Source organism: Sphingopyxis sp. YR583, assembly GCF_900108295.1.
Classification (GTDB): Bacteria; Pseudomonadota; Alphaproteobacteria; order Sphingomonadales; family Sphingomonadaceae; genus Sphingopyxis.
In genome coordinates this window covers 713,634-725,697 of record NZ_FNWK01000002.1, presented here as the reverse complement: position 1 = coordinate 725,697, position 12,064 = coordinate 713,634, and the positions used below count along the sequence as shown (strand labels likewise).

The window sequence follows — 12,064 nt, the reverse complement described above, 5'->3', positions numbered from 1 at the left end:
TGACAAGACGGGAAAGAATGAACGCGATGTCTGATTATCGCATCAAGGGCGAAACCGGCGAGTGGGAGGTCGTGATCGGCCTCGAGGTCCATGCGCAGGTCACCTCCAATGCCAAGCTGTTCTCGGGCGCCGCGACGGCGTTCGGGGCGGAGCCGAACACGCAGGTGTCGCTGGTCGACGCCGCGATGCCCGGCATGCTGCCGGTGCCGAACCGCGAGTGCATCCGTCAGGCGGTGCGCACGGGCATGGCGATCGAGGCCGAGATCAACAAATGGTCGCGGTTCGACCGCAAGAATTATTTCTATGCCGATCTGCCGCAGGGTTATCAGATTTCGCAGCTTTATCATCCGCTTGTCGGCGAAGGTTCGCTGACGATCGAGGCCGATGAGAAGGCGGGGCTGCCCGAAGCCAAGCGCATCGGGATCGAGCGTATCCATGTCGAGCAGGATGCCGGCAAGCTGATGCACGACCAGCATCCGACGATGTCCTACGTCGACCTGAATCGTTCAGGCGTCGCGCTGATGGAGATCGTCTCGCGCCCCGACATGCGCTCGCCGGCCGAGGCCGGGGCCTATGTGCGCAAGCTGCGCTCGATTCTGCGCTATGTCGGGTCGTGCGACGGCAATATGGAAGAAGGCTCGATGCGCGCCGACGTCAACGTCAGCGTGCGCAAGCCCGGCGACGAATTCGGGACGCGGACCGAGACGAAGAATGTCAATTCGGTGCGCTTCGTGATGGCGGTGATCGAGGGCGAGGCGAAGCGCCAGGTCGAGCTGATCGAAAGCGGCGGCACCGTGGTGCAGGAAACGCGGCTCTACGATCCCGACCGCAACGAGACGCGGTCGATGCGGTCGAAGGAAGATGCGCATGATTACCGCTACTTCCCCGATCCCGACCTGTTGCCGCTCGAACTCGACGATGCGTTTCTGGCGGAATGCCGCGAGAGCCTGCCCGAACTGCCCGACGCCAAGCGCGCGCGCTATCTGGCGGCCGGCATCTCGGCGTATAACGCCGACGTGCTGACCGCCGAGGTCGAAAGCGCGCTGTGGTTCGATACTTTGCTCGAAACCGGCGCGAAGCCGGCCGCGGCGGCGAACTGGGTGTCGAGCGAGCTGTTCGGCGCGCTGAACCGCCTCGGCAAGAGCTTCGAGGATTGCCCGGTCACACCGGCGCACGCGGGCGAACTGCTCGGGCTGGTCGCCGACGGGACGATTTCGGGAACGATTGCGAAGCAGGTTTTCGAAAAAATGCTCGAAAGCGGCGACGCGGCGGGCGTGATCGTTGAACGCGACGGTCTGAAGCAGACGAGCGACACCGGCGCGATCGAAGCCGAAATCGCCAAAATCCTGACGGCCAATGCCGACAAGGTCGAGCAGTATAAGGGCGGCAAGGAAGCCTTGTTCGGCTTCTTCGTCGGCCAGACGATGAAGGCGATGCAGGGCAAGGCGAACCCGCAGGTGGTGAACGAGCTGCTGAAGAAGGCGTTGAACTAAAATTAATACGGGCCGGCGTGTCGCGACGATAACAAATATTGAAGCCATTCTGGATGCAATAGAACGCATGCGATTGCGGTCGCATGCGTTTTTCCTCTTGCAGGTCACTACGGTTTTTCCGATGCAGGCGCGAGGCAGGTAATAATCCTGAGTAGCCGGGGGGCTTGGATGCTGGGTAAATGGATGTCGGCCGTCATTTTGACGGTCTCGTTTCTGTTCACGACGCCGGCGGTGCTGGGGCAGGAAAAGGGGGCGGTTCGCGCAGGGTTTTCAGCAGAATCGCTGAGCGGCCAGAAAATTCTGCTGTTTCGTCCTTCGGTCTGGGTGGGTGAGCAATCGACCGGCGGGATGGGGGAGCCCAATGCTGACTGGACCGCGCAGGCTCGTGATTTCCTGAATGCTGAATTGGCACGCCGCCAGATCGAGTTCAGCAATGAGCTGATTATCGAACCCGACCTTGTGGGCGAGGATGCCAAACTGTTTTCCGAACATCGGGCTCTGTTTAACTCTGTCGCCAATTCGGTTGTGAATTACCAGTTTTTTGCAGGTAACCGGCTGCCCACGCGGAAGAATAAGGCATTCGACTGGACATTGGGCGAAGGCACGAAGGAAATCGCCGAACGAACGGGCGCGCGATACGGCCTTTTTGTCCGCACCGAGGATCAATATGGATCCTTTGGACGGAAAATGTTTCAGGTGCTGGCCATCGGACTGGTCGGTGCGGGTGTAAGTTCAGGCAAGCATGTCGGCTATGCGGGGCTTGTCGATTTGCATACCGGCGATCTGGTGTGGCTGAACGCCGACGAACAGATGGGCGGCGATGTGCGCACCGAAGAGGGCATGCAGAAGCGTGTCGGGCAGTTGCTGGAGGATTTTCCAGGTCTTAAGCCGGTCGCCGTAGCTGCAAAATGAGCGCGCGGGCGATACTGGCAGTTGCGCTGCTGGCGGCCGGATTTGGTCAAGCGTGGGGAACGGAGGCGCAATTCGAACGCCCGGCCTATGCTGGCGCCTACGAACCGCAGGGAGTAGACGAGCGCGGGCTATGGATGGAATTGGACGATCATGAACGTGGTTTTCGGGACTCGCCGCTCGTAGTCCAAGACGAAGAACTCACGAGATATATTAAGGGCGTCCTGTGCAAGACGGTAGGCCAGGATCGGTGCGCTGCTACGCGTATATATGTTGTTCAAGACAATATTTTTAATGCGACAATGGCGCCGAATGGATTGATGGTCATCAATACGGGCCTCCTCGCTCGCGTGCACTCCGAAGCCGAGCTTGCGACCATATTGGGCCATGAATTTGCTCATTTCGAGCTTCGGCATAGCTTGAACAAGTTCAAGAAGCGTCGGACAGGGAGCGACATTTTGATGTGGCTCAGCCTGAGTGGCGCTGCGGTTGGCCAAAATGTGGGAGCGGTCGCCGAAAGCGCATTTGTGACCGGTCTTGCGGGCTTTAATCGAGAGCAGGAGCAGCAGTCCGACCTCCTTTCCGCAGACTATATTCGCGCGTCATCCTACCCGCTTCGGGCGTCGGTCGTGTGGAAGCGATTGATGGAAGAAGATGATGCGCTGCGAGAGGAACGCAAACAACGTAAAATCCGTCGGTTTACGCCGGGGGCCACAGACACTCACCCGACCAATTTACAGCGTTTCGCCTATTTTTCCGAAATTGAAGCGCAGCCGGGTGCGATTGATGGTGATGACGGTGCTGCGGCCTATCGGGATGCGACGGCACGCGTTCTGCCAACTCTTTTTGGCAGCTTGGTCAAAGGCAATGAATTTGCTGCGGCGGACTATGTCATCCAGAGCCGCGCGCAGGCGCTGGGCTGGGATGGCCTGCTGCTGCATGCTCGCGGCGAACTTTACCGCTTGCGCGGGAACCCTCGCGACTTGGTGACTGCGCGGCAATTTTATGAGCAGGCAATCGCGACGGGGTCGGCGCCAGCCGAGGCTTGGCGTGGTGCCGGCCTGACCGCGATGCGCGGTGGCGACAGCGCCGCCGGAAAGGCTGCGTTACAGGAATATCTGGTCCGATCGCCGCAAGCCGCTGACGCCGCGGCCATGAAAATGCTGTTGGAGAATTGAAATGACCATCTATCGCCGTCCGATGATTTTCATGGCAGCCGCGCTTGCGGCGTGGAGTCCGTCAGCCAGCGCCGGCTGGAAGCTGATGAGCGCGAAGCAGGCGGCGCAAGTCGACGGCCTGAAAGTAACCCCCGACAGTGACTGGAATCAGGGTGGGCGGCCCGGCAAGCAGGGGCGGGTGTGGACGCAGGATGGCACCGGCCTCAACGCGCTGGAATTTTTCTCGGCCATTCCCACCGGCGGATCGCTCTACAAGGAACGCGATCAAAAGAATAACCCGATGCCGAAGTTCGACAGCGGCCTGTTGCTGCCCGAACTTGCCGACTTTTTCGAACGCAGCTTTCGCGCCGCCAACCAGCTGTCCGATTTCACGATCATCGAATCCGCCCCGACGGATATCGGCGGTAAAAGAGGGTTGCTGGTCCGATATCGTTACACGATGCCGAATGACGAACTGACGCGACTTGGCGAGGCTCGCCTCGCGGTTGTGGACGGCAAGCTGTTCGTCGCAAATTATTACGCGCCCCAGCTGCATTATTTCGGTGCGGGTCTGCCCGAAGCGCAAGCGATGATGCAGCGGGCGCGATTCTAGATCGCGAGCCGGGAATTTAGCGCGATGTCGCCTGCCAGACCGATCGTCCTTCTTTCACGGTTTCCAGTACGCGGATATCCTTGATCGCATCGACCGGCGTCGTCAGCGGATTCTTATCGAGGATTACGAAATCGGCGAGCAGGCCGGGCTTGATGCAGCCTTTGCGGTCCTCCTCGAACGCCTGCCAGGCGGGGCCGGTGGTGAGCGCCTGTAGCGCTTCATAGGCGTCGAGGCGTTCGTCGGGGCCGCTGACGACGCCGGTCGGCGAGACGCGCGCCATTGAGGTCCAGAGCATGAAGCGCGTGTCGAGCGGGGTGACGCTGTAGTCGCTGTGGTTCGACGGCGTCAGGCCCGCAGCGCGTGCGGAGCGGAAGGGGCTGATGAAATCGACGACTTCGGCGGGGAAGTTGGTGCGGTGGACGTCGGCCCAATACCATGTGTGGTTCGAGAAATAGGCGGGGCCGACGCCGATGCGCTTGTAGGCGGAGAGCTGGTCGCGGCGCTGGAATTGCGAGTGGATGACGATCGGGCGGCGGTTGTCCGCGGCCTTGATCCCGAGCAAGTCGAAGCCGCGGATCGCCATGTCGATCGCGGCGTCGCCATTGGCATGAACGAAGAGCTGCCAGCCGCGGTCATTCACCTTCCTCGCCTGCGCGATGAATTCCTCTTCGGAGAGGATCGGCTCGCCATGCCAGGGGTGATGGCCCTCGGGGCTGCCGCGTTTATAGTCGCGGGTGAAAAAGCCGGTGCGCGACTGGACCGATCCGTCGAGGACGAATTTGATCCCCTGTAGCTTCACATGGCCCTGATAACGGCCGAATTGGAGGCCGGGGTTGGCGAGCAGGCCGTCGAGGCCGGTCGAGAAGGGGAGCAGCGCGAGGTCGATCTTGAGCCGCTCGCGCGCAGCCGGGCTGGTGAGGAAGGCGACGTCGGGGGGCAGGGTGGCGCCGTCCTGCGCGTGCGTATAGCCCTCGGCAAAATAGGCGTTCTGTGCGGCGTCGAGCGCGGCGAGTTTCTGTTCGGCGGTCGGCTGCGGCATTTTGGCGAGCATCAGGAACATCGCCTTTTCGAGCAATACGCCGTTGAGCTTGCCCGCGTCGTCGCGGAGGATCATGCCGCCGGGCGGCACAGGCGTGCTCTCGTCGATCCCGGCGGCCTTCAGTGCGGCACTGTTCGCGACGGCGCCGTGGAGCGAGACGTGGAGGACGACGAGCGGACGGTCGGGCGCGATCGCGTCGAGTTCGGCGCGGGTGATGTAGCGTTTTTCGGCAAGCGACTCGTGATCGAACTGCCAGACGGTGATCCAGCGGCCGGGGGCGGCCGGCGTGCGGGCGAGATGATCGCGGATCGCGGCCGAGACGCCCGCGATGTCGGTGACGGGCCGTCCGGCGCGAAGGTCGAGCCCGCCCGCGCTCATCGTGGCGACGGTGAAGTGCGAATGGGCGTCGATGAAACCCGGGAGCATCGTCGCACCCTTGAGGTCGCGGATGGTCGCGTCCTTGCCCGCGGCAGCGCGCGCCTGCTTTTCAGGGCCGGAGAAGGCGATGCGGTCGCCCTTGGTCACGACCGCCTCGACGGTTTGCGGTGCGTCGCCATCCATCGTGATGATCGGGCCGCCGCGGTAAAGGACGGCGTCCTGCGCTATCGCGGGCGCGGTGGTTGCCAAAAGCAGCGCAATGGCGGCGGTGAATTTCATATCTCTCTCCCCTGCGGCGCATCGTGCGGGGGGTGAGAGGGGCCGTCAAGTCTCTCTATGCAACCCACTCCCGCGAAAGCGGGAATCGGGGAGGGAGCGTCGTTAGATCTCCTGCGGCGGAACTTCGCTGGGGCCGCGGCCGGGCTGGTCGATGTCGCCGCCGCCGGGACGGCCGGGGATTTCGGTCGGCTGGCCGGCGGGGTCTTCGACCGGGGTGGGCTGTACCGGATGTTCGGGCGGCGCTTGCGGTTCGATCGTGTCGGGCTTCGGCTTGGGAAGCGGGTCGGGGCTATTCGGCATCGTCTGTCTCCTCGGGTTAACCAACGAACGGGCGCGCCCACTGTTCCGCCCGTGGAACAGGCGGCTTTGTGCCCTTGCCCTTGGCCGCGCGTCTGCTATAGCCCCGCGCGGCCCGCACGGGCGTGCGCGGCAGCGCGCGATTTCGTGCACCCGGCCGAAAACACCTGCGGGCGTGGCGGAATTGGTAGACGCGCTGGTTTTAGGTACCAGTATCGCAAGATGTGGGGGTTCGAGTCCCTTCGCCCGCACCATTCTGCAATGCAGGCCGGGATCATGGGGAACTCCGCCGCTCCGGCGGGGTTCGATACGAGATTTTGAGCAAGGATAAGACCAAGGCAATGAAGACCGTCGAAACGCTGAACGAAGGCCTGAAGCGCGAATATCGCGTGACCATCACCGCCAAGGATATCGACGCGCGCGTCGACGACGAGGTGAAGAGCATCGCCCCGACCGTCCGCATGCCCGGCTTCCGCCCCGGCAAGGTTCCGGCAAACCTGATCCGCAAGATGCACGGCCCGGCGCTGTCGGCCGACGCGCTCAACAAGGCGATCGACGCCGGCGTGCGCGACCTGATGGCGAAGGAAAAGCTTCGCCCCGCGCTGCAGCCCGCCGTGTCGCTCGACGATGGCTATGAAACCGGCAAGGATGCCGAGCTGACCGTCAGCCTGGAAGTGCTGCCCGACATCGAAACCCCGTCGATCGACGGTCTGAAGCTCGAGCGCCTGACCGTTCCCGCCGACGACAAGGCCGTGATGGCCAAGATCGAGGAATTCGCCGCGCAGATGAAGCGTTTCGAAGAAGCGCCGAAGACCAAGAAGGCCGCCCAGGGTGACCAGGTCATCATCGACTTCGCCGGCAGCGTCGACGGCGTCGCCTTCGACGGCGGCACGGGCGAGGATATGGCGGTCGAAATCGGTTCGGGTCAGCTGATCCCGGGCTTTGAAGACCAGCTCGTCGGCGTCAAGGTCGGCGATGAAAAGACGCTGAAGGTCACCTTCCCCGACGATTATCCGGTTGCGGACCTGAAGGGCCAGCCCGCCGAATTCGCCGTGACGGTGAAGGAAGTGAAGGTTCCGGCGGCGTCGAAGATCGACGACGAGTTCGCCAAGTCGCTGGGTCTCGAAAGCCTCGACAAGCTGAAAGAGCTGATGAAGGATCAGGTCGAGCAGGAACTGAACGGCCTGACGCGCACCTATATGAAGCGCAAGCTGCTCGATCAGCTCGCCGCGAGCCATGACTTCGAAGTGCCGCCGACGATGGTCGAGGCCGAATTCAACCAGATCTGGCAGCAGCTCGAGCATGAAGCGAGCCACGAGGAAGATCCCGAAGCGGCGAAGGCCGAACTCGAGAACGACCGCGACGATTATCGCTCGATCGCGGTGCGCCGCGTCCGTCTCGGCCTGCTCCTCTCCGAAATCGGTCAGGCGCATGGCGTTCAGGTTTCGCAGCAGGAAATGCAGCGTCTCGTCATGCAGGCTGCGCAGCAGTACCGCCCCGAAGACCGCCAGCGCTTCGTCGAATATGTCCAGCAGGACGCACTCGCCGCCGCGCAGCTCCGCGCCCCGCTCTATGAAGACAAGGTCGTCGACTTCCTGTTCGAAAAGGCCGAGATCAGCGACCGCGAAGTGACGCGCGAAGAGATCGAAGCCGCGATCGAAGCCGATGACGACGGCCATGTCCATGGCCCGGGCTGCGGCCACGACCATGACCACGACCACAAGCCCGCCAAAAAGGCTGCCGCGAAGAAGCCGGCCGCCAAGAAGGACGCGGTGAAGGAAGAGGCCAAGGCCGAGGAAGCTCCCGCGAAAAAGGCACCGGCGAAGAAGGCGGCGGCTCCGAAAGCTGAAGCCCCCAAGGCCGAAGCTGAAAAGCCGGCTGCCGAGAAGAAGGCCCCGGCCAAGAAGACCGCCGCCAAGAAATAAGCCTGTCTCAAGGCAAAGCAAAAGGCCGGGTGGAGCGATCCACTCGGCCTTTTTGTTGCGCGGTCAGCGAATGGAAAGTTGAAGGGGCGGGGCCTGCGGTTGTTCGCCCCAATGCGCGGGGCCGCGCACGGCGCCGCTGCGGCGCAGCTCGGCAAGTGCATCGAGATCGAGGTCGGCGTAGGTCCAGCCCGGCGTGTCGAGCTCGCCCAGCGCCACGACGCCATCGGCGGGCATCCCGAGATCGGGCGGCGCGAAGATGCCTCCTGCGCCGACGTTTGCGTCGACCACTGCCGACCAGGGAGCGGCGCCGACCGTCGGCGACTGGACGGTAAAGCATTGCGCCTCGAGCGCGCGTGCCATTGCGCCGATGCGGACGCGCCAATAGCCGGCGAGGCTGTCGGTGCAACTCGGGATCAGCAGGATATCGGCGCCCGCGGCGGCGAGCGCTTGTGCGGCGGCCGGAAATTCGCTGTCGTAGCAGATGATGACGCCGACCTTCGCAAAGCCGAGGTCGAAGAGCGTGACCTGCGGCGCACCGGGTTCGATCGTCCAGTGGGTGCGTTCCCACATCGTCAGGATCAGCTTGTCCTGAAAGCCTGCGCCGCTCTCCGGCCCGAAGAGACGCGCGCGGTTGACGATTCTGCCACGCTCGTCGCGTTCGACCATCGAACCGGCGAGAATATGGACGGCGTGACGCCGGGCGAGGTCGGAGTGGAGGCGGGCGACGTCGCCTGCCATGTCTGCGAGTGGTTCGACCTGCGCCGCGGCGTCGAGGGCGATTGCGGGATCGAGGAGTGAGGCGAGCTCCATATTGCCATATTCGGGGAAGACGAGCAGGCGCGCGCCGTTTCCGGCTGCTTCGGCGACCCAGGCTTCGAGTTTGGCGGCGTAGCTGGCCCAGTCCGGGTGCCGGTCGATCGGCCAAGCGGCGCTGGCGACGCGGATCATAATTTGCGGGTCCAATATTGAAGAATGTGGCTGCGTTCGGCGTCCTCGCCAACGCATTTCCAGTCGAAGGACGCGGTCACGCCGGCAAGCGGGGCATAGCCGCGCGCGCGCCAGAAGGTGTCGAGCGGGCGGTAGCCGACGGGGCGGGAGGGGTGATCGGCCTCGCGAATCACGCTGCAGAAGGCGGCATGCGAGGCGCCCTGCGCGCGCGCCTGTGCTTCGCGATGGTCGAAGAAGGCATGGCCGACGCCCTGGCCGCGATGGCTGGCGAGCAGCACCGATTCGCCGAAATAGAATGTCCGCGCAATGTCGAAGCCCGCGGCGGCGAGCGGTTGCTGCCATGCCATGTCCTGCGCGGCGAGCGGGGCGGCGGTGGCGGCGCCGACAATCTCCTCGCCATCGCGCGCGACGACGATCACGGCGCCCTCTGCCTGCGCGAAGCTGGCGAGATAGTCGGACTCATAGGCGGCGTCGCCGTCGTAGAGATAGGGAAAGTCGCGGAACACGACAGTGCGCAGGCGTGCGAGGTCGGAAATGACCGCGGCCAGCCCGGCGCCCGTGACCGGCGCGACGCGGACGGTCATGCGCCGACCTGCTGCAGCCAATCCTGGAGATTATAATAGGTGGTGACGCGGTCGATCAGACCCGCGTCGTTCACCGACAGAAAGGCGCCGCCGGGGAGGCGATAGGTCTGACCATTGGCTTCGGGCAGGCCCTCGTCCGTGGCGAGATAGGTGCCGTTGACGATGAACTCGGCGGCGGCGCGATTTCCCTCGGCGAAGATCACCATGTCGGTGAGCTGCTCGCGGTAACAGCGCGTCATATGCGCGTTAAATTCGGCAAACAGCGGCTTGCCGTGGCGCGGTTCGCCCTGGTTGACGTCATGACGCATATCGTCGGCGACGAGCGCGAGCATCGCGTCGGTGTCGCCCGCGTTGAAGGCGGCATAATAAGCGGTGACGACGTCGCGGGTATTCATTTGCGCATGCTCCGAATCAAAGGTCACCCCCTCTATCGTCATTCCCGCGAAAGCGGGAACCCAGTTCAGCCTATCGGTTCAAAGCCGAAAGTCTCGCCCAGGTCGCTCCAGTCGGGATTGTCCTTTTCAATCAGTTCGAGTTTCCACGCGCGGGAATGACGAGGGAGGGGAGATTGGCGGCCATCCTCAGATCACGTCCATATTGTAGCAATGCCAGCTGAAGATCGCGGCGGCGCCGCGGTGCGGGCGCCAGGGTTCGGCGAGTTCGCGTGCCTGCTTCTCGCCGGGGCGGGCGCCCAACTGCAAGATACGGCCGACGGCTTCCTGCACGGCCAGGTCGCCCGCGGGCCAGATGTCGGGGCGACCCTCGGCAAAGAGCAGGTAGATTTCGGCGGACCAGCGACCGATGCCCTTGACGCGGGTGAGCAGCGCGATCGCTTCCTCATCGTCGGCGGGGAGGGCGTCGAATTGGAGCTCGCCGTCGAGGATCAGCTGCGCAAGGCTTTTGGCATAGCCCTGCTTCTGGCCCGACAGGCCGCACGCGCGCAGCGTGTCGAAATCGGCGACGGCGACCGTCTCGGCAGGGCAACCCTCGCCAAACTGCGCCTCCAGCTTGTTCCAGATCGAGTTGGCGGCGGCGACGCTGACCTGCTGGCCGACGATGGTGCGGAGCAATGTGGTATAGCCGGGCGCGCGGATACGCGGTTCGGGATAGCCGGCGTTGCCGAGCGCCCGCGCGAAGTTGGAATCGCGTGCCGCAAGCGCGTCGATTCCCGCGTTCAACTGCTGCTGGCGGAGGCCCATCGCATATTCTCCTTTTGTTCCACGGGCTATCACTAGCAACGCTTGATTTGCCGTGCAACGCGCGACATAGCGCCAGCAACACCGAAGATATGGGGACTAGCATGGCCAAGCTGATTGTCGTGACGCGTGACGGAACCGAGCATGAAATCGAGGGCGATACCAGCCTGACGGTCATGGAAAATATCCGCGACGCGGGCTTTGACGAACTGCTCGCGCTGTGCGGCGGCTGTTGTTCGTGCGCGACGTGCCATGTCCATGTGGAGGCGGGCGCGACCGACCAGCTTCCCGCGATGAGCGAGGATGAGAACGACCTGCTCGATTCGACCACCGACCGCGACGAAGGCTCGCGCCTGTCGTGCCAGATCCCGTTCAGCGATGCGCTCGACGGCCTCCGCGTGCGGATCGCCGCGGAAGATTGATTTCATCGTCATCCCGGCCTGCGCCGGGGTGACGATCAGCCTTGCGCCGTCGCGACCGCGTAGAGTGCGATCGCCGCGGCGTTCGAGATGTTGAGGCTCTCCATCCGCGGCGAGATGGGGAGTTTGGCCAGCACGTCGCAATGTTCCATGACATTGTGGCGCATGCCGTCGCCTTCGGACCCCAGCACCAGCGCAACCTTGCTACCGTCGAGTGTCTCGCCCAGCGTCGTTTCGGTGTCGCCCATCAAGCCGATGCGCCAATATTGCGCCTCGGCGATTTCCTCGAGCGCGCGCGACAGATTGACGACGCGGACCCAAGGCACGATTTCCAGCGCGCCCGACGCCGAGCGTGCGATGACGCCGCTTTCGGGCGGGCTGTGCCGGTCCTGCGTGATGATCGCGGCGGCGTCGAACGCCGCGGCCGAGCGGAGCACAGCGCCAATATTGTGCGGATCGGTTACCTGGTCGAGGATGATCAGCGGGCGTTTGCTGTCGGTATCGCTTTCTTCCTGCAACAGGTCGCCGAGATAGACGTCCTCGAGCGGGTCGACCTCGATCACCAGTCCCTGATGCGGCGCATCGCGCGCGACGAGTCGCGCAAGGTCGGTGACGTCGGCGTAGCTGATCGGAATCACCGGCGGCAGGTCGAGCTGGCCGAGCGCTTCGCGGGTGCCCCAGATGCGCTTGACCGTGCGTTCGGGGTTGGCAAGCGCGGCCAAAACGGCGTGACGACCCCAGAAACGAATGGCTTGTCCGCGCTGGTTTTGGCCGGAAGGGCGACGGTGACGGGAAAATTGTCTCATAACGCGCGGCCTTTCCCATGA

The 12,064-nt window shown here is 63.6% G+C and carries 13 protein-coding genes and 1 tRNA gene; 7 read left to right on the top strand and 7 right to left on the bottom strand.

The features are described 5' to 3' along the window. Positions 1-26 precede the first annotated feature (26 nt). The 4 genes from gatB to BLW56_RS15480 all read left to right on the top strand — a co-directional run bounded on the left by gatB (position 27) and on the right by BLW56_RS15480 (position 4,172). Positions 27-1,493, top strand: a complete 1,467-nt coding sequence (gene gatB / locus BLW56_RS15495) for an Asp-tRNA(Asn)/Glu-tRNA(Gln) amidotransferase subunit GatB (RefSeq protein ID WP_093511646.1) — start codon at positions 27-29, stop codon at positions 1,491-1,493. Between the two features lie 168 nt (positions 1,494-1,661). Further along, positions 1,662-2,405 (top strand): hypothetical protein, encoded by a 744-nt coding sequence (locus tag BLW56_RS15490; protein WP_256203495.1) that lies wholly within the window; start codon positions 1,662-1,664, stop codon positions 2,403-2,405. After that, positions 2,402-3,580 (top strand): M48 family metallopeptidase, encoded by a 1,179-nt coding sequence (locus tag BLW56_RS15485; protein ID WP_093511540.1) that lies wholly within the window; start codon positions 2,402-2,404, stop codon positions 3,578-3,580. The genes BLW56_RS15490 and BLW56_RS15485 overlap by 4 nt, the downstream gene beginning before the upstream one ends. 1 nt (position 3,581) lies before the next feature. Continuing rightward, positions 3,582-4,172 (top strand): hypothetical protein, encoded by a 591-nt coding sequence (locus BLW56_RS15480; RefSeq protein ID WP_093511539.1) that lies wholly within the window; start codon positions 3,582-3,584, stop codon positions 4,170-4,172. A 16-nt stretch (positions 4,173-4,188) separates the two neighbouring features. On the opposite strand, the gene BLW56_RS15475 is transcribed toward BLW56_RS15480, so the two are convergent. Together BLW56_RS15475 and BLW56_RS15470 are read right to left on the bottom strand one after the other, a co-directional pair. Then, positions 4,189-5,868 carry an amidohydrolase gene (locus BLW56_RS15475; RefSeq protein WP_093511538.1) on the bottom strand — a complete coding sequence of 560 codons (1,680 nt, stop codon included), beginning with the start codon at positions 5,866-5,868 and terminating at the stop codon, positions 4,189-4,191. Between the two features lie 102 nt (positions 5,869-5,970). Then, positions 5,971-6,168 (bottom strand): hypothetical protein, encoded by a 198-nt coding sequence (locus BLW56_RS15470; RefSeq protein WP_093511537.1) that lies wholly within the window; start codon positions 6,166-6,168, stop codon positions 5,971-5,973. A gap of 166 nt (positions 6,169-6,334) precedes the next feature. On the opposite strand from BLW56_RS15470, the gene BLW56_RS15465 reads away from it, so the two are divergent. Beyond that, positions 6,335-6,419: transfer RNA gene (locus BLW56_RS15465), tRNA-Leu, on the top strand. Positions 6,420-6,506: 87 nt separating this feature from the next. Continuing rightward, positions 6,507-8,090: a trigger factor gene (gene tig, locus BLW56_RS15460; RefSeq protein WP_093511536.1), complete on the top strand. Its 1,584-nt coding sequence runs from the start codon at positions 6,507-6,509 to the stop codon at positions 8,088-8,090. Between the two features lie 63 nt (positions 8,091-8,153). Here the strand turns inward: tig and BLW56_RS15455 are convergent, their stop codons facing one another. The 4 genes from BLW56_RS15455 to BLW56_RS15440 all read right to left on the bottom strand — a co-directional run bounded on the left by BLW56_RS15455 (position 8,154) and on the right by BLW56_RS15440 (position 10,821). Then, positions 8,154-9,038: a carbon-nitrogen hydrolase family protein gene (locus tag BLW56_RS15455; RefSeq protein ID WP_218140529.1), complete on the bottom strand. Its 885-nt coding sequence runs from the start codon at positions 9,036-9,038 to the stop codon at positions 8,154-8,156. After that, positions 9,035-9,622, bottom strand: coding sequence for a GNAT family N-acetyltransferase (locus tag BLW56_RS15450; protein ID WP_093511535.1), 588 nt, complete (start codon positions 9,620-9,622; stop codon positions 9,035-9,037). Before BLW56_RS15450 ends, BLW56_RS15455 begins: the two co-directional genes overlap by 4 nt. Continuing rightward, complete coding sequence (locus BLW56_RS15445) at positions 9,619-10,017, bottom strand: ketosteroid isomerase-related protein (protein ID WP_093511643.1); 399 nt, start codon at positions 10,015-10,017, stop codon at positions 9,619-9,621. The genes BLW56_RS15450 and BLW56_RS15445 overlap by 4 nt, the downstream gene beginning before the upstream one ends. A 186-nt stretch (positions 10,018-10,203) precedes the next feature. Further along, a complete protein-coding gene (locus tag BLW56_RS15440) occupies positions 10,204-10,821 on the bottom strand; it encodes a DNA-3-methyladenine glycosylase family protein (RefSeq protein ID WP_093511534.1) in 618 nt (205 codons plus the stop codon). A 101-nt stretch (positions 10,822-10,922) separates the two neighbouring features. Between BLW56_RS15440 and BLW56_RS15435 the strand changes: the two genes are divergently transcribed. Then, complete coding sequence (locus BLW56_RS15435; protein ID WP_058802016.1) at positions 10,923-11,240, top strand: 2Fe-2S iron-sulfur cluster-binding protein; 318 nt, start codon at positions 10,923-10,925, stop codon at positions 11,238-11,240. A gap of 35 nt (positions 11,241-11,275) precedes the next feature. On the opposite strand, the gene rlmB is transcribed toward BLW56_RS15435, so the two are convergent. Then, on the bottom strand, positions 11,276-12,043 hold the full coding sequence (gene rlmB, locus BLW56_RS15430; RefSeq protein WP_093511533.1) for a 23S rRNA (guanosine(2251)-2'-O)-methyltransferase RlmB: 768 nt from the start codon (positions 12,041-12,043) through the stop codon (positions 11,276-11,278). Positions 12,044-12,064: the final 21 nt, after the last annotated feature.